The 17,266-nt window shown below is 56.6% G+C and carries 12 protein-coding genes; 10 read left to right on the top strand and 2 right to left on the bottom strand.

Going from position 1 to position 17,266, the window contains the following annotated elements; all coding sequences use genetic code 11:
• Positions 1-587 precede the first annotated feature (587 nt).
• The 7 genes from AC1Q7H_RS34760 to AC1Q7H_RS34730 all read left to right on the top strand — a co-directional run bounded on the left by AC1Q7H_RS34760 (position 588) and on the right by AC1Q7H_RS34730 (position 11,749).
• Entirely contained in the window at positions 588-1,217 is a 630-nt protein-coding gene (locus AC1Q7H_RS34760; RefSeq protein ID WP_492382261.1) for a hypothetical protein, read from the top strand.
• Entirely contained in the window at positions 1,214-3,175 is a 1,962-nt protein-coding gene (locus AC1Q7H_RS34755; RefSeq protein ID WP_492382260.1) for a helix-turn-helix domain-containing protein, read from the top strand. The genes AC1Q7H_RS34760 and AC1Q7H_RS34755 overlap by 4 nt, the downstream gene beginning before the upstream one ends.
• Complete coding sequence (locus AC1Q7H_RS34750) at positions 3,162-4,157, top strand: ATP-binding protein (protein WP_492382259.1); 996 nt, start codon at positions 3,162-3,164, stop codon at positions 4,155-4,157. Before AC1Q7H_RS34755 ends, AC1Q7H_RS34750 begins: the two co-directional genes overlap by 14 nt.
• Positions 4,158-6,558: 2,401 nt before the next feature.
• Positions 6,559-7,692: an acyltransferase family protein gene (locus AC1Q7H_RS34745; RefSeq protein WP_492382258.1), complete on the top strand. Its 1,134-nt coding sequence runs from the start codon at positions 6,559-6,561 to the stop codon at positions 7,690-7,692.
• A 388-nt stretch (positions 7,693-8,080) separates the two neighbouring features.
• Complete coding sequence (locus AC1Q7H_RS34740; protein WP_492382257.1) at positions 8,081-10,561, top strand: heavy metal translocating P-type ATPase; 2,481 nt, start codon at positions 8,081-8,083, stop codon at positions 10,559-10,561.
• 307 nt (positions 10,562-10,868) lie between these two features.
• On the top strand, positions 10,869-11,165 hold the full coding sequence (locus AC1Q7H_RS34735; protein WP_116345931.1) for a DUF4148 domain-containing protein: 297 nt from the start codon (positions 10,869-10,871) through the stop codon (positions 11,163-11,165).
• 377 nt (positions 11,166-11,542) lie between these two features.
• Positions 11,543-11,749, top strand: a complete 207-nt coding sequence (locus tag AC1Q7H_RS34730; protein WP_492382256.1) for a hypothetical protein — start codon at positions 11,543-11,545, stop codon at positions 11,747-11,749.
• Positions 11,750-11,850: 101 nt separating this feature from the next.
• On the opposite strand, the gene AC1Q7H_RS34725 is transcribed toward AC1Q7H_RS34730, so the two are convergent.
• Positions 11,851-12,336 (bottom strand): MgtC/SapB family protein, encoded by a 486-nt coding sequence (locus AC1Q7H_RS34725; protein ID WP_081712755.1) that lies wholly within the window; start codon positions 12,334-12,336, stop codon positions 11,851-11,853.
• A gap of 329 nt (positions 12,337-12,665) precedes the next feature.
• A complete protein-coding gene (locus AC1Q7H_RS34720) occupies positions 12,666-13,226 on the bottom strand; it encodes a phasin family protein (protein ID WP_492382255.1) in 561 nt (186 codons plus the stop codon).
• A gap of 781 nt (positions 13,227-14,007) precedes the next feature.
• Between AC1Q7H_RS34720 and czcI the strand changes: the two genes are divergently transcribed.
• The 3 genes from czcI to AC1Q7H_RS34705 all read left to right on the top strand — a co-directional run bounded on the left by czcI (position 14,008) and on the right by AC1Q7H_RS34705 (position 17,254).
• The gene (gene czcI / locus AC1Q7H_RS34715; RefSeq protein WP_435384468.1) at positions 14,008-14,355 is read left to right on the top strand and encodes a cation efflux protein, CzcI family; all 348 of its coding nucleotides are present in this window, start codon (positions 14,008-14,010) and stop codon (positions 14,353-14,355) included.
• 69 nt (positions 14,356-14,424) lie between these two features.
• Entirely contained in the window at positions 14,425-15,681 is a 1,257-nt protein-coding gene (locus AC1Q7H_RS34710; protein ID WP_435384467.1) for a TolC family protein, read from the top strand.
• A 16-nt stretch (positions 15,682-15,697) separates the two neighbouring features.
• Entirely contained in the window at positions 15,698-17,254 is a 1,557-nt protein-coding gene (locus AC1Q7H_RS34705; RefSeq protein ID WP_492382254.1) for an efflux RND transporter periplasmic adaptor subunit, read from the top strand.
• Positions 17,255-17,266 lie beyond the last annotated feature (12 nt).

The following is a 17,266-nucleotide window of genomic DNA, read 5'->3' as shown; positions in this document are numbered from 1 at the left end:
CCTAGTCGAGCCTTGCTTTCAGCACAAATGCCAGGGGGATCCCGGAAGTCTGGGGGCATGCGCAACGAACGGCACTTCGACAGAAAGTATGCCTTATTCAACGCATTTCGATGTGCATAGCCCCAGCAAAACCCCAAAAAACGGGGTGTGTAGGCACGAATTAGCGCTTTGTTATGATTATCGAATAATAAAAAAATGATTTATTTGCGCGGCGGGATGGAGAATCAGTCAACACCTTCCCGTTAAGTAACCAATAATCACCTCGGCTGGCTTCTGGCAAATCCGATAGTGCTTGCGTATTTTCGGGGAGGCAGCTATGACAAATATGATCACGAAGCGCTCGTGGTCAAGACGCAACAAGGCGCGAGATCAGTAGCGGCTGATCTCGCGCCGAATTTCAAATCATCCGACCCGATGAAAGGGAGCATTATCGCCTGAAAAAATCCTGGCCAGTGCTTTTCACGCGCTTGCCCGAAATTTCTCCAAGTCTGGATTGACTCTGGTTCATTTTTGCCAGGAAGTCAAGGGAGATCTTTGTTTGCCGCCGCGTTAAGCCTGGTCTCATTCCTCAAATCTGAGGAGTAGCGATGAAACACGAGGCACATGCGGTAGTTACGCCGCGTACGATCACTGCGCGGCATTATGTTGACTTGCCTGGGCGAGGCTTGCGCAATCTGTACGTCTTTGAGTCTCCCAAAAACGACAAACGGCTGGCGGTATTTGGGCAAGTTTGCTTCTGGCACCTCATGTTGGCGGAGGGGAATCCCGAGATTTGCCGATATCTCTTGTGCTCGGATCTTGTTGCTGACGCTTCCGCGTCCGACGCCGTGGACGTCCATTTTATGGATGAAACTGCTGAGCGCTGGTACTTCAGCCGGCGTGGCTTGCCAAAGGAAGATCAGTGCCCCTATCCCATCATTGTTAAGACCGAAGCACAAATTCGTGCTGCCGGGCTTCTCCCGCAAAATTGGCGATTCCTCTGTGCAGCACGCACCCGTGCCTATGGCAAGTACGCAGGCAAAGAACTGTTAGTGCTCAGGGGACTCTTTGAGAATCGCCATACCGTAGCGCTGAGCGAAGTTCTTGCTCAACCAGGCATAGATGTTGCCATTATGCTCGCTGCCGTTGCACATCAACTGGCGGCAGGAGCTTTGCGAACCGAACTCAAGAAGCAATTGTTTTCACGTCGTTCCTTGATCTCGAGGATCGAAAAATGAAAACAGGTGCGAGACGTTCCTTGGTTCCTGCCGCATTGCAGGATATTGAAGCTTGGCCAGATATCGATGTGTCTCAACTCGATGAAAATGGGCGTCGTGGAGTAGCGCGCAAAAAAGAGGCAATCGCCCTCTACATGGCAGGATACAGTTTCCGAGACATTGCAGCACAAACGCTGATCTCAGATGATAATTTACGTCGCATCATCAAACGTTGCCTCGTCGTCGCTCCGGATAGGCGGATCTTTGGTTTTCGTGCGCTTCATCCCGGGCTTCACGTGGTGGCATACACGCGCACTAAACCGGTGGTGAGTAATTTCGTATTGGGCACAAGTTGCTCAAGCGGATTCGCTGGTGCACTCGGGCAGCTGTTTCTCCGGTTTCCCTGGCTACGTAAGCGAGTCGAGAAACAGTTTCTGGGTCAGAATGATGATGGCGAGTATGTCGAGGCCAGGAAGTCAATTGCCAACATTCACAAGGAGTTCTTTGAGGAATTGAAAGGACAGCTCAAGCCGGGTGAGTGGCCGTTGAATACGGAGAATCACGGATACTCTGCGCTGCAGAAATATTTGCACTCGCTGTTGAAAACCAGTCCTACCGCATACATCCGGGAGCGCAGTGGGGAGGACGCCGCGTGGCGCTTGAGGATCGGGAGAGGGCATCCACGCTTGATCCAAGCGTGGATGCCATTTTCGATCTTGGAATTAGATTATGTCCGGCAGGATGCGCCCGGGTACATCGAGTTCGAGGACCGCTATGGCCACCTACATAGATTGCTTGTCGCTCGTTGGTATGTCGGGTTGTTGGCCGACGAGTGCAGTGGGGGCATAGGCGGCTATCACGTCGCTTATGAGGCCGAGCCGTCGTCCGATACGGCCCTCCAGACTGTCCTTAGTTCGTTGATGCCGGCAGCACAGGACGACGACGCACCACTGATGCGCGATGTTGTACCTGAACAGGCTTCGCTCCTGTCGAATCTGATTCCCCTATGCGCCCGCCAGGGGTGTTGCTTACTTAAAGTCGACAATGGGTGGGCGAACGTTGCCAATGACTTTGTGAACAATGTCATCGATGTACTGGGTTGCGCTGTCGAGTTCGGCGTCCCACGTGCCTGGTGGCTTCGCCCCTTCATTGAACGACTCAATGGAAAGCTCGCTGAACGGGGCCTCCATCGACTTCGGTGTACCTATGGCAGTGGGCCGCATGACCCGCGGCGCCGCGAGCCAGAGAAGGAGGCAGCACGGTACACGCTGCGTGACAGGGATCTTACGGCAATCCTCGATGCCGTCATCGCAGAACATAACACGGTATTTACGCCGGAAAAACTCTTCCGAAGCACGATTCGCGACACCTTGGAAGGCTTTGCGATGCGGCCGGAACTCGATTGGGTACCACAGCCTTTGCCAAACGCGAGCGAGCCAGAATTACGACTACTGATGCATAAGGTGGTGGCCAGTGTCCGTGGTTCAGTGAAGAAGGGCATGCGGCCCTACGTTCAATTTGATCGATGCCGCTATACAAATGAGCGACTTTCCTCTGACTTCACGTTGATTGGACAGAAAGTGGAGCTTCAAGTCCAGCGGATGGACATTCGCAAAGCATGGGCCGTCGTTCTCAGTACTGGGCAGGACCTCGGGCAATTAAATCCGGACGCCCGCTGGGCTGACTGGAAGTACTCGATTCTGGCTCGCCGACTCATGAATCGTAAAGCCTTAGCGAGTCCGGCCGAACGAGACCCTCAGACTGTGCATGAAACTATTAGGGCGAGGCGTCAAGCACTCATCGACCAGAAGCCAAAAAAGCGAAGCAAACGCGAAGCTTTGGAAATCGCCAAACTACAGCGGCAGATCGCGTACGACCCAGCGGAGAAGCCAACCACGTCATCTGCTGAGCATCGCAGCAGGGACCTCCGGGGAGTGTTCACGGGATTCCGCAACACAAGGAGAGATGATGATGTCTGAAAAGAATGTCGATAGTCTCCGTAGCCGTCTGCAAACCGGTACACATCCGCTTCTCGCGCACGAGACCAATAGTCCCTTGTGGACGCCGCCGATAAGACACGCGTATGCCGCATGCAAGCTATGCATATTGCAGCGTCGAAGCTTCTACATCTCCGAGGATAAGGGGGAAGGGAAAACGTCATTTCTGCGGGCTTTGCGTGAACAGTTGCCAAACGACTTTGAAGATTGCTTTGCAATCATATTCTATGCAGCAGCAAACAGACACGCAAATTCGATTCGTGCATATTTCATCGAATTCCTGCGATCGATAGATCATCCTACTCTCACCGGAGAGACTGCTAGGCTCAAAGCGCGAGTCGTCGATAAGTTGGAGGTGTTGGCTAGCATGACGCTGTGGAAAATGGTGGTCTTGCTTCTCGATGAAGCTCAGGCATTTCTACCCGAGGACTTTGGATTTCTAAAAGATATACAAAATGAACTGGAAAAAAAGGGGATATCGTTGACCGTGGTGACCTGTGGCGAGGAACCCCTTATGAAGAATATGCTGACAACCATGATAGAGAAAGGACCTGCCGGTGCGTGTGCCGATAGGTTCGGTCTTCATAGAGTGCGACTGCGCGGCTACGGCAAGGATTCCCTGCGAGAGGTGCTTCGCGCTGTCGATTCTAAGATCTGGCCGCCGGGCTCCGGATGCACGTGGACTCAATATTTTTTCCCCAAAGCGTTTTTAAACGGATTTCGGTTCGAAGATCACGTAGACGACCTCTGGGCAGCATTCACGGAGTTTGGTCAAATTAGAAAGAAGGAAATAGAAGACGAAAAGGGCCATAGAGAGGAGGAATGCCTGCTAAGCCGTCGAATTTTCGAAGCGCTGCCATATTTGGCTGTTCGTGTGGCGGACGACGATTTTGACCAAGGGGGCTTGAAAAGGAAATTTTGGACTGCGGCGGCAGCGCATGCTGTCGGTAAGTTAGACGATTAGAAACTGGTGGTTCGCATGGTTACGGTAGCGACCGACAAAGGCAAGCGACTGCTGGGTTGGACAGGTGTCGAGTGGGGCCCGCTTCCCTATGAGTCGACCCTGTCTGTGTTGATGCGATGGGTTCAATTGAATGACCTAGGAGAGGGCGAGCTAAGAAGGCTGCATGTCAAACGTTACTGGGGTACTAGGCATGAATCTTACTTCGAAGTGTCTGGTGCTTTAGCCGGAACCTTGGAGACCGCTGCGGTCATACTGCAGCGCCCGGCTGAGGAAGCGAATACCATGAGTGGGCGCGCGGCCTGCCTCTTAAATGCAATGTTCTCGTCGACGCTGAGGATATGTCCGCTGTGTTTGGAGTCGGGATACCACAGCTTTTGGTTCCAATGCGTTGCGCTTCCATTGTGCCCTGTCCATGCGGTACCGCTAACTTCCCTTTGTCAGACCTGCGGGCACCCCTTACCTCCCGTAGTTGACGCCTGCAGCTCGTGGAAACCTTATCAGTGCAACGAATGCCTATCGTGGATTTCAGGCGCGGAGTTTGTCCCCGCAATGCATCACGAATTTCGAGATCACGGACGAGAACTTCACCGACGGTTTGACAACCTAATGGCTTGGACAAACCGTCTGCATATGGCTCATGCTGAGGTTGGGTCTGCCGATGCTGCGGTAAGTCGGTACTGGCAATGGCGTGAAACACTTGCCTACGCGTTATGCGTGCGCCTTGCCCCAGTCCTACCACCAAGCCTGGAGAATTCGAAGCACGCTGTAACGATACTCAGTTGGTGTTTGCGTCGAGATGGAACGCAATTGTTTTACGGTAGACGTCGGACGGAGGAGCGACATTACGTCGATCTCGTGTATCGCGCTACGCTACGCATGCTGGCGAAATGGCTGTTATCAAGATTGCTACTGTTCCCGGAGCGACAATGTTCGATAGTGTGGACCGACGGTGTTCGATTGAGACTACGATCGCTAGATCGTCACGTTGCAGCCCTTCACATTCTCCGGTATTTTTTTGACGGCGGGGCGGCTTCGTGCCGGTACGCATTGACAGACGATCTTCGACATGTCTACGCGGGAAGGGAGGTGCAATCTTTGTACGGCCGCTGCCTAACCCGCTTGTCCGTGCGCGCCGTGACGCTCTGCCTCTATGCGACCACCGTCAAAATCCTTGGACGCGGAAAGCCATTGAATTGGCAAAGTGTTCTGGTTGAACTCATTGAAAGTTCAACCATGGTCAATTTTGGGAATGAAGGCTGTTGCCGGGGCTTCATCGCATTCGAGAGCGTTGCGGGTATGCCGTTACGTCCGTTCCAGCGAAGGCTGTCCTAGCAAGGAAGTAATCAACGCACCCATTTGGACGGTTTGGCCACGGTCATATTGGTGGTGGCATCTCCGGGGCTGGCTCCGAGATGATCATTCCGCTCGTCTGCTGTAGGCAGTTGGGCCTTGGGGGCGGCCATCAAGACGTTGGCAGCCAGCGGTTCTGGTTGGCTGTCGACTGCCTGCAATGTGGTGGGATATTTCTGCGGCGGCTTCTATACGGTTTAGGAAGCGCTCGGTAAGCCTCAGGAAACGGGATACAGCCGGAGGCGGGCGTGGGAAGGGCTTGGCCAGTAGCTTCATTGCTCCTCGCTCTAGTCGGTCTTGGTTACTCGCGGGGACAGTAGTAGCGCCGTGGGTGACACACCTACGATGTAGGGCCACATTCACTTGCACCCCAATGAGTAAAAGCTTCCCGGTGCGCAGGTCTCGGTGCGGTAGCGCTCAATGCGCGTGTCAGCCGGCAGCCGAGCCTACGTAAAATGGTCTCATGTCGCGTATTGTGGTTTGCCTCCTCGTGCTGATCTTCCCATTGCAGGTACTTTCTGCAGGGCAGCGGCATCTCATGCATACGCGCAACCAGGTCGTAAAGCACATGCTTGAGCATGTCAGGCATGTTCCCCATCATCACGATGCGGATGGCACCGTGCATCACGACGCTGGCAAAGAATCGGTGGCTCATTTGTTGGACTTTGACTACGGCACCAGCCTTAGTGCAATACCGTCGACGCTCTCGGAGCCGGCAGCTTTGCGGCAAAGTCAGGTGGCGCCAGGATTCTTCGCCTTCGCTATTCCTAGTCCCTTCGTCCGTCCCCCCCATCCTCCTCCTCGCAAGGCTCCCCTGACTGGCGGGGCGCAATCAATCTGATTGTCAATAGCGGTTGTGACGTTGACCGCCCTCCCGCCGTATTGCCGTATACGCGCACTTCCATTCGCTCTTGACCTGATCGGTTGAGGCCGACGCTTGTTCGTCCAAGCTGGAGGCTAGCGCCAAGACAACAGTACCGCGCACGACGACGACGCAGATCGTCCCAGAATGGGCAGCGACTCGTCGTGCCGGTCGAAGGGGGAGAATAAAATGCCTCAATTCTTGCCGCTCACCAGTCTGCGGCTGTTCTTTGCTTTGTGGGTGTTATGCAGGCATTGGCTTTACAGCTACGAGGGATCTGGCGCACTATTTGACATCGGAATTTCCAGCGTATTTTTTGATCGCGGTTATCTTGGAGTAGATGGATTCTTTGTCTTGAGCGGGTTCATACTCACTTACAACTACGACTCATCTTCAGGCATGAGGCGGGATTGGAGCGAGTTTATCGTTGCACGTATCGCGCGCATCTATCCCGCTTACATTGTCTGTCTCTGCGCTATGGCAGTGGCCGTTGTCGGCTACGATTGGGTGACGCGGTCCGATATGCTCGGCAGCGTGAACTATTCTGCGTCTCGGTTGTTTCTTGAGCTGTTCATGCTCAGTGCATGGCGCTATGCCGGCTCAGGTGGGTGGAACGATGTTGGCTGGTCCGTCAGTGCCGAATGGTTTGCATACGTCTGCTTTCCGATCTTCCTTTTCGCAGCGCCAAGATTTAATCCCAGACGTATCCTCCTGGCAGCGGGTTGTATGTTCGCCGTGCTGGCCATCATTGAAGTGACCTCACCGGACCACCTTGCGCTCAGCGGAGGCTTGGCGCGACTGGTGCCAGAGTTCATGCTGGGTGTGCTACTTTGCCGTCTCCGCAGAGTATGGATCGACTACCACGGATACCGATGGGCGGCACTCCTTTCAACAGTAGTCTGCGCTGTTGGAATTGCTCTGCACGTGGATACGCTGTTCGTCTTGGGCGCGGCTGGAATGATCCTGTCTTTGTCATACGGGAAGGACGCGCTCGCCAAAATTCTCTCGTTCCGATTGCTGGTATTTCTCGGGGAGATTTCCTATTGCATCTACATCGTACAGCGTATTCCTCAGTATTTCTTTAGCTTCGGTCGATCACGGCTTCCCTACGTGGCCGATATGCCTGGCGCGATGCAAGCACTATTGCTCCTATCAATCACGATTGCTGCGGCCATCTTGCTCCATTTCACGGTCGAGAAGCCAATGCGGTCGTGGATCAATCGTCAATTTGGGGCAGCTCATCGACGGACGCAACTGAAAACCTCGTGTGGTCCCGCGGATGGACAGCTGAAGGCATCCAAACCAATCCCTCGCGAACTCTGAGAGGACTTCTTTCGGGCGCCATCGCTGACGCGTGAATGACACGTCTAACGCGTGGCTCGTCGAGGAGAGGAGGCCCCCGAATGCGACGCTCATCACGGAGTCGTACCTTGGCGCCCATTTTCCTGAGGACGGGGACGGGCGTCGCCTCTCCACCTGCGGGCCCGCTTCTTGCGGGTAGCCACAAGGTACCGTTTGAATGTAACCACGCTGGGTGGCTTGGTGCGTCAATGCCGGCCATTTTCGAGTTCGCTCCGCGCAAGGGTCAACCTGGACCGTGTAACGATCTCTCAGGCGACCAACGTCGCCATACTTGGAAATCGCGTGTGTTCGCTCTGCCAGGATTGCCGATCATTGACGCAAGAAATGCCTCGAACAAAGGACGTGAACGATGACCGAGAAGCTACGCATGGATATCCCAATCCTGTTGCCGGACATAGTCGATGCCGCGTGCGTGGCCCGGTTGATGGGCGAATTGGATGGCCGAGATGGCGTTGAGGCGGTGCATGTCAGACCCGCCGCTGCGCGGGAGCCGGCACAGCTCTGTGTTCACTATGATCCCGCCGTTGTCCCCCTTGCGCGGATTCGTGAACTCGCGCTAAGCGCAGGGGCGAGGATCACGGCAAGGTTTGGACATGTACTGTGGCAAGTTGAGGGTGTCACGCATGAGCGCCGCGCGCGCGCCGTCGCCGAACGGCTGCGGGTGCTTCCGGGTGTGTTGGAGGCAGAGGTTAGCTCCACGGGGTTGGTGCGCGCCGAGTTTGACGCTGATCAAGTCACGGAGGCAAGGATCCGGGAAACGCTTGCGGAGTTGGGGGCGTCAGAGAAGGTCGCCATCCCCTCGGCTAAGGACGAGCATGCTGGTCATGCACATGGCACTGCGGAGCACGTCGAAGATTGGGGCGCAAAGGAGCATGAGCATGCCCACGGTGGCCTCTTCGGGGACAACTCCGAACTGATCTTTTCGCTCACCTGCGGTGCATTGTTGGGGGTTGGCTTCGCCATCGAGAAACTGGCCGCTGGTGCCGCTGGCTGGCTACCGATTGCCTGCTATGTAGCGGCGTACTTTTGCGGTGGTTTTTACACGGTCCGCGAGGCAATCGACAACTTACGCCTCAAGAAATTTGAGATCGACACGCTGATGTTGGTCGCTGCGGCAGGCGCGGCATCATTGGGCGCCTGGGCTGAAGGCGCGTTGCTTCTCTTTCTTTTCAGTCTTGGTCACTCGCTCGAGCACTTTGCCATGGGCCGTGCCAAGCAGGCGATAGAGGCGCTGGCTGAACTTGCGCCTTCCACGGCTACAGTGCTGCAGGATGGGAAGACTCGGGAAGTCCCTGTCGAGCAATTGAAGATTGCCGATGTAGTTGTGGTCCGCCCCAATGAACGCCTGCCGGCGGATGGATTTCTTGTCAAGGGTGCCTCGGCAGTAAACCAGGCACCAGTCACTGGAGAAAGCATTCCAGTCGATAAGCACGCGGTGAAAGACGCCGCAGCTGCGCGGGCCAAGCCTGGCGCGGTCGGCGCCGAGTCGCGCGTGTTTGCCGGAACCATTAACGGTGTCGGGGCCATCGAGGTGGAAGTGACACGCCTGTCCGGCGAGACTGCGCTGGCGAAGGTTGTCAAGATGGTCAGCGAGGCCCAAACTCAAAAGTCTCCGACCCAGCGCTTTACCGAAAGGTTCGAGCGCTTATTTGTGCCAGCGGTGCTGGGTCTTGCCGGTATTTTGCTGTTCGCCGGGTTGGTGATCGACGAACCGTTCAGTGCGAGCTTTTACCGAGCCATGGCAGTGTTGGTGGCGGCCAGCCCGTGCGCGCTAGCCATCGCAACACCCAGCGCGGTCCTTTCTGGCGTGGCACGCGCGGCGCGCGGTGGTGTTTTGGTCAAAGGCGGTGCGCCACTCGAGAATCTCGGCTCGCTCAAAGCAATAGCGTTCGACAAAACCGGAACCCTGACTGAGGGGCGCCCTCATATCACCGACATTGTGCCGGCGGAAGGTTGTACCGAAGATGAATTGCTAAGGATTGCCATTGCGGTGGAATCGCTAAGCGATCACCCGCTTGCCGCGGCCATTGCCCGCGACGGGCGCGAGCGGGTAGGGGAGGAAGGCGTTCCCTCGGCCAGCGACCTGAGGAGCTTGACGGGGCGCGGTGTGACCGCACGCCTCGACGGCGAGACCGTATGGATTGGCAAGGCGGAAATGTTCGGTGTCGAAGGCATTGCGCCGCTGAGTGAAGCCATGACATCGGCAATTGAAGTGCTACGCAATCGCGGCCGCACCACGATGGTCGTCCGCCGCGGTCAGCAGGATGTCGGTGCCATTGGCCTCATGGATACGCCACGGTCGGCCGCGCGCATCACGCTCGAACGGCTGCATGCCCTGGGCATCAAGCGCATGATTATGATTTCAGGGGACAATCAGAAGGTCGCGGACGCCATTGCTAAGGACGTCGGACTTGACGAAGCCTGGGGTGACCTGATGCCTGAAGACAAGGTCGAGGCGATCAGGAAGCTACGCCGGGAAGCAAAGGTCGCCATGGTAGGTGACGGCGTGAACGACGCCCCTGCCATGGCAAATGCCACGGTAGGCATTGCAATGGGTGCAGCCGGATCCGACGTGGCACTGGAAACAGCGGATGTGGCACTCATGGCTGACGACCTGCGGCACTTACCGTTCGCGGTTGCGCTGAGCCGGCACACGCGCTCAATCATTTTGCAGAACGTATTCATTAGTCTCGGCGTGGTCGCCTTCCTCGTGCCTGCGACAATTCTTGGCCTGGGCATTGGACCGGCAGTGGCGATGCACGAGGGCTCGACGCTATTGGTAGTCATCAATGCGCTGCGGCTGCTCGCCTACCGAGACAAAGAACGCTGATCGCGAGCTGGAGGTTTTTGCCAGCGTGCACCCAACTCAGTCGCATCGTGGATGTCTCCTTCCCCATGCTGTGGGCAATTCGGTCGCTTGACTTTCCAGTGCGCGCGAAGTTTGTTACGCGGAGGTTGTGATCTGTCTCTAAGGTCACCTTTGGTTGCAGGGATAGTCTCTACGGTATGCTTCTGCAAGAATTCTTCAATCTACGTGTCAAATTTGTCATGCTTCGTCAATGTGGGTGCAAAGGAATCAACGAGATTCGATATTAGAATGGCAGAGATACAACGTTGGATATTAAGAGGTAACGGTTATGAAAAAACTTCTTATCAGCACCTTGATGACGGTATTTGTTTGCGGACCGGTATTTGCGCAAAGCTCCAAGGATGGCACGCAAGGGCGCACGCGTGCCGAAGTCAAGGAGGAGCTGGCAAAATCTAAGCACGAAGGTACCCAGACGATAAAGAACAGCGAATATCCCCCTGGCGAGCAGACCGTCAAACGGGCACAAAGTGAGCATGCGGCGCAGAAACACCCTAACGAGGGGACAAAGCCTGAGTTCGACGAGCACGACAAGGCGGGAAAACCGAAGGGGCAGGGAGGAAGGTGACAGACTCGTCCGCTTCATCTCGCTTTTCCTAAAGTCGCTATGGCCAGTGGCAGTCAGCGCGGGAGTTCCAGTCTCCCGTGCTGGATTGATGATTAAATTTATTTTCCCTGCGGCTACCGATAGGAGCGCGGTAGGTGAGCTGGTCATTCCGTCACGTATCCCAGATGCTTGAGTCGCCAGCCGACTAGTTTTTTCGATTGCTCGTTAACCGCAATGGCCTCGGAAGGGTGAAGTTCGCAACAAGGTGCTTCGCTTGTTCTTCTGCCTTGGGTGGATGCACGCTAGGATGGCTGATTCTTTCCTTAGAGACCTGCCGGGGGGGAGTCAAGTGCGACGTTGGCGCAACGGCGCGACGCCGACACACGTGGGCGAAGACCATGCTGACACCGCATGAAGTGGCCACCCTCATTTTGATCCGGGAATCAGCCCCTAACCTCGGTCAGTTAGATCGCACGGTCATCGACACGCTTATCGAAAAAAGGCTCGTACGCATAGATGCTGCGGATACTGGGAAAAGTTACCCACGTATCACTGCTGAGGGTTGTTTGATGCTCGGCGTCATTTCTAGAAATTCCGTCGAATAATGAATGCAGTTAGCTGGCGCTAGTAGCCGCTGTACGACAGAGGCGTCACTAATGACTCATCTATGGATGTGGTCGCCCCCTTCACAAATTTCCAGGCGACGTTATTCGCTCCGATCTGGCTTCCACTTTCGCAGTAGTCCCAACACCACAAGCGAGTATGCTGTTGCGAGCACTGCTGTCATTGCATGACCCATTCCAGCCGATACACCAATCGCTGCGGCCATCCATATGCTCGCTGCGGTGGTTAGTCCCCTTACATGGCTGGCGTCATCAGCCTTCAAGATTGCCCCGGCGCAGAGAAAGCCGATGCCTGAGGTAAGGCCTTGAAGCACACGGCTGATGTCAGGCAATTGAATGCCGGCCTGAATGGGGACAATAACGAATACACATGCACCCAGTGCCACTAGCATGTGAGTTCGAACACCGGCGATCTTCCCAGCGTGCTCGCGCTCATATCCGAGGATCCCGCCAAGGACCATTGACACTGTCAGTCTCACGCCGGCACGAAGTGCCTCCGATAGGTTGGCGAGATCGGAGAATTCGAGTCGAAGAGCACGAATTAATTCGCTAGTTCCGCTTTGGTCCATTCGCGTGCTTTCTATCCGGTGCATGAAATTTGATTCTAGTGCCACGGGAATGACAGGCAGATTGCCTAGTGATGACGGTCGTCAGCCACTCTTCCGCGGCGTGCCGGGCGGCCCGCCGTTAGGATAGCGATACTGCTGTCGAGCAGGACGCTCCGAAGCTAGCGCGGTGAAGTCGCCGAGGAAGCCTTCAGGTCGCTGCGACGGCTCGCAAGCGAATTATTTCCTGCTATAACTCCTTGAGCACTACTTCCAGGGTTGCCGGCGGCATCAAATGCGGAGGATCGCCGTGGAAGCGGGGATTACCCCCACTTCTGCCACGACGATGGCGGTTAGAGCTTAGCCCCAGCGCGCGCGGACTGGGCTTTGGCTCTTTGCATCGCCCCAACGTTGGCAGCGGTGTTGGCTAACTGGCTTCCGGTCAGCTCTACGGCTTCCTTCGAGGCTTGATGCACGGATTCGCAGAACGTGTTAGCCGATGCCAAGGCCGCCAACCAGGCGCTTAGTGCGTCTCCAGGAGTGGTCTGCTGTGAAAGCCTGTCGATGACGTCTTGCAGGCTGCGCTTGCTTGCTTCGTAGTGGGCGTCTGCGACCTGTTGGAAGTCGTCGCGCAGGGCGGCCATGATCGCATTTGCCTGCGCCACAGAAGCACTCCCTCGCTCCGCTGCTTGCTCGATCGAGCTGGCCTGCACGGCATGGAATTCGATCCGATCTTTGGTCGCCAAGACTTTGCGCACGGTCTCCTGGCTGTCAGTGATGGACTCCTTCATTGTCTGAACGCCCAAGGCGGTGAGCTTCTGGTAGGCATCCAAGGTTTTTGCCGTCAAGCCAAAGACGACATCGACCGCGGCGGCCTGCGTTGCGTACAGGGCTTGTAGGTTCAGTTCCGGCATCGTGCGCTCCTTGAGCTTGTCCCCATGCTTGTCGCGTCAGCGAGGTTGGCAGGCTTGCGATCCGAGTTGGCCTTGGTGTTGGGCTGAGGCAAGCGAGGTATCGCTATGCAGTATCGGCAGCGATGCCATGCCCACAGGCAGTTGCTGGGTCGACCACTCTTTCCCCGTTTGCGTTCGTTAGAACGACGCGGACATTCGATTCTAGGTCTCCGAACATGACCGGTAGATTGCGCTGTCATGACGGTGGCTTGCTGGGAGGTGACGGCGAGACCCGCGCCCCTGGACGGATGAAAATTAACGAATGATTACATTTTGGCAATAATGGCCGGAAGGGCATGGGCGGAAACTAAACTTCGCGCCGAACGCCTGACCACCGGTGCAGTCGAGTGTCTTCTTGACGGCTTGTCCTCTGAGATGGCGGTATGTCTCACTTCGCCAAGCCGTCACGGTAACGCCACTCCCTCAAGGTTTTGTGGCTCCGGAGTCACCAATGCACTACGGTCATGTTTCGGAGTCCGTCATAGTCAGCTTGCTTGCTATGCTGGCTGGACTAGTCGTTCTCTACGTAGGGTTCGCAATCTATTTGCGCAAAAAGTATGGGCCGCCGAAGAAAAGGCAGTTGGAGCGAACAAAGCGGCAACCGACATCCAAGCGCAAGCGATGATCGCGCCTCGGTTTTGATGAGGTCCTGCGGTGTTTGAGGTAAACTGCATCCTCCTGCACCCGTGACCGTTGGACCTTTAGCAAGCTAGCCCCCTCGCGGGATTGAAGCCTCCAGAGCATGCGACGCTACTTTCTGATACTTGTGCTGCTTATCCTGCCAGTCCAGTTTTCTTGGGCGGCAGCGGCGCGCTATTGTCAGCATGAGACGGCGTCTGCACCTTGGCATCCTGGTCACCACGAGCACCGTCACCAAGCCTCGGAAAGCAAGCCTGATTTCGAAAAGAAGTCGGTGCTTGATACCGACTGCGGTGTGTGCCACATTGTGTCGGCACCGTTCATGTTCGGACAAGTCTTGGACTTGACGAACGCGCAGCGCGTGGAACACGCTAATAGTCACCACACTTCGACCTTTACCTCGCTGAATCCTAGAGCACCAGACCGCCCTCAGTGGCGCCGTCTCGCGTAATCGGCGAGACGACTTCAGTGCTCCTGCGTCTCGTCGAGTTCTCCCGGGCAAAAACCTTGGTGCAATTCGATGCGAAGACTATTTCTGCCGCTCGGGCTGGCGGCGGCATTCCTCAGCCCAACCTTTGCAGTAGCGCAACCGCAGGTTGCAACGTCGATGATTCCGGCTCTCCCAAGAGAGACCACCGGACCATTGACACTTGACGCCGCGCTGTCGCTTGCGGCCGCAAGTAATTTCAGTTTGTCAGCGGCCGCCAAAGAACTTGACGCCACTGAAGGCGGCATTATGCAGGCCCGGACGATACCCAATCCGGAGCTTGCCACCCTTGTAGAAGATACGCGCCGCTCCACCCGGACAACCACGGGGCAAGTCAATATTCCTATTGAACTGGGCGGCAAGCGCTCGGCCCGCATTGACGCCGCGGAGCGAACCCGTGAGTTAGCGCAGGCAACGCTAGCCAGCGTCCGAGGTGACATACGGGCGCAAGTCATCGAGAGCTTTTTTTCCGTACTGATTGCCCAAGAGCGCGTCAAATTGGCAACCGGTTCCGCGGACATTGCCGCCCGTGGCGCTCAGGCCGCTGCACGGCGGGTTGCCGCCGGAAAGATCTCGCCCGTCGACGAGACGAAGGCACGCGTGGAGCAAGCGAATGCCGAGTTGGAGTTGGCCGAGGCGACGGCAAGTCTGCAGTCTGCCCGGCAGGCACTAACGGCCCTTTGGGGAAATGCCGCTCCGCAGTTTGCGGAGGCGCAGGGGAATTTGGATGCGTTGCCCTCTAGGCCCGGTCCAGAGGCTCTCCAGCAGCAACTGGACAGTTCCCCGTTGGTGGCAGCCAGTCGTGCGGAAATGGATCGTCGCCAAGCGGTCATTAACGTGGAGCGTAGTCGTCAATACCCGGATCTCACGGTCAGCCTTGGCGCAAAGCGTGACAACGAGGCGAACCGGAACATGGCCGTAATAGGTGTCGCCATTCCCCTGCCGATCTTCGACCGCAATCAGGGCAACCTGTATCAGGCCATTCGTCTGGCAGACAAGGCGCAGGATGACTACCTGGCAAACCGAATCAATCTGACCCGGGGGCTGCTGCAGGCCTCAAATCAGCTGTCGGTGTCGCGCGCCTCAGCGCAGACGTTGAAGGATACGGTTCTTCCGGCTGCGGAGCAGGCGTACAACGCGGCAACCATTGGTTTCGATGCCGGCAAGTTCAACTACCTTGATGTGCTGGATGCACAGCGCACGCTGTTTCAAGCGCGAATTCGTTACCTGGGTGTACTGGGGCAAACCTATCAGTCAGCGACAACGATAGATCGCATTCTGGGACGCTAAGACGGGATTCAATACTATGGCCATTACTAACAAGCAGAAGGCTGCAATCGCAGCCATTGTATTAATCGGTAGCGTGGCTACCGGCGCGGTCCTGTTGACTGGACGCTCGGCGCCGGACGAGCACAGCGGCCACTCCGAGGCCAAGGGTCACTCAGACGGTGAGCACCATGGGTCGAGCGAGGCGGACCACAAAGACGACAAGGCGCACGCTGATGGTGAGCACCATGAAGCCAAGAAGGGGCCGAACGGCGGCGCGTTGTTCTCGCGCGATGGGTACGATGTTGAGATTGGTACGGCCGAAGCGAAAGGTGAGGCGCGCATTCGCCTGTGGGTGACAAAGAAGGGCAAAGCCGTCTCCGACGGAGTGAGTGCCAGTGGGAAGCTGGTCCACGCAACCGGCGAGACCCAGGCGCTGAAGTTCGCTGCCTCGCGTGATGCGCTGGAAAGCCAGGAAACCATTGAGGAACCGCACGTTTTTGACGTGAGCGCGAACGTCGTATTGCCAGGGCAATCGGCTCCGCTTGCTGTCAGCTTCTCGAAGGAAGAAGGCAAGATCGAATTGACAGCGGAACAGGTGGCAAAGACCGGCGTCGTGATGCAGACAGCGGGTCCGGCCAAGGTCCAGGCTGGCGTTCGGTTTCCGGGGGAAATCCGATTCAACGAGGACAAAACGGCCCACGTAGTTCCGCGCCTGGCCGGTGTGGTAGAGAGCGTGCCTGCCAATATTGGTCAGCAAGTCAAGAAGGGGCAGGTGCTCGCTGTGATCGCCAGCACGACCCTGTCTGACCAGCGCAGCGAACTGCTTGGGGCCCAGAAGCGACTCGACCTGGCCCGTCTTACCTACGACCGGGAGAAGAAGCTTTGGGAGCAGAAAATCTCGGCAGAACAGGATTATCTTGCAGCACGCAATGCGCTGCAGGAGGCGCAGATCAGCGTGCAGAATGCCCAGCAGAAGCTCACGGCAATCGGTGCCAGCAATAGTTCCACGGCACTCAATCGCTATGAACTGCGCGCGCCGTTTGATGGAATCATCGTCGAGAAACACATCTCGCTGGGGGAAGCTGTGGCGGATAACGCGAACGTGTTTACCTTGTCGGACCTCTCCTCGGTCTGGGCGGAGTTTGTGGTGTCAGCCAAGGATGTCGAGAAGGTGCGGGTCGGCGAGAAGGCTACGATCAGTTCAGCGGCATCCGACGGCAAAGCCGAAGGCACGGTGTCCTATGTTGGATCCTTACTCGGCGAGCAAACGCGAACCGCAAAGGCTCGCGTAACGCTGACGAACCCACAGATGGCCTGGCGGCCAGGCCTGTTCGTCACGGTGAGCGTCTTTGGTGCCGAGGCAGACGTTCCGGTCGCCATTCAGTCGGAGGCAATCCAAGACGTCGACGGTCAGAGCGTCGTGTTTGTGCCGGTGCAGGGGGGCTTTGTCGTGCAACCAGTGAAAACGGGCCGCTCGAATGGAAAGGCCGTCGAGATCGTGGAGGGCTTGAAGGCCGGTACTCGCTATGCGGCGAAGAACAGCTTTGTTCTCAAGGCAGAGCTCGGCAAGTCCAGTGCCGAGCACAGCCATTGATACGGAGACAGC

The organism is Cupriavidus sp. GW823-FHT06D04 (assembly GCF_058795055.1).
The sequence above is the reverse complement of the archived record's forward strand: the minus strand, read 5'-3'. Positions and strand labels throughout refer to the sequence as shown.

Coding starts and splice junctions, on each gene's coding strand:
- AC1Q7H_RS34710 (WP_435384467.1), top strand. CDS start 14,425: ATGCGAAGACTATTTCTGCCGCTCGGGCTGGCGGCGGCATTCCTCAGC.
- AC1Q7H_RS34745 (WP_492382258.1), top strand. CDS start 6,559: ATGCCTCAATTCTTGCCGCTCACCAGTCTGCGGCTGTTCTTTGCTTTG.
- AC1Q7H_RS34755 (WP_492382260.1), top strand. CDS start 1,214: ATGAAAACAGGTGCGAGACGTTCCTTGGTTCCTGCCGCATTGCAGGAT.
- AC1Q7H_RS34720 (WP_492382255.1), bottom strand. CDS start 13,226: ATGCCGGAACTGAACCTACAAGCCCTGTACGCAACGCAGGCCGCCGCG.
- AC1Q7H_RS34760 (WP_492382261.1), top strand. CDS start 588: ATGAAACACGAGGCACATGCGGTAGTTACGCCGCGTACGATCACTGCG.
- AC1Q7H_RS34750 (WP_492382259.1), top strand. CDS start 3,162: ATGATGATGTCTGAAAAGAATGTCGATAGTCTCCGTAGCCGTCTGCAA.
- AC1Q7H_RS34735 (WP_116345931.1), top strand. CDS start 10,869: ATGAAAAAACTTCTTATCAGCACCTTGATGACGGTATTTGTTTGCGGA.
- AC1Q7H_RS34725 (WP_081712755.1), bottom strand. CDS start 12,336: ATGGACCAAAGCGGAACTAGCGAATTAATTCGTGCTCTTCGACTCGAA.
- AC1Q7H_RS34740 (WP_492382257.1), top strand. CDS start 8,081: ATGACCGAGAAGCTACGCATGGATATCCCAATCCTGTTGCCGGACATA.
- AC1Q7H_RS34730 (WP_492382256.1), top strand. CDS start 11,543: ATGCTGACACCGCATGAAGTGGCCACCCTCATTTTGATCCGGGAATCA.
- czcI (WP_435384468.1), top strand. CDS start 14,008: ATGCGACGCTACTTTCTGATACTTGTGCTGCTTATCCTGCCAGTCCAG.
- AC1Q7H_RS34705 (WP_492382254.1), top strand. CDS start 15,698: ATGGCCATTACTAACAAGCAGAAGGCTGCAATCGCAGCCATTGTATTA.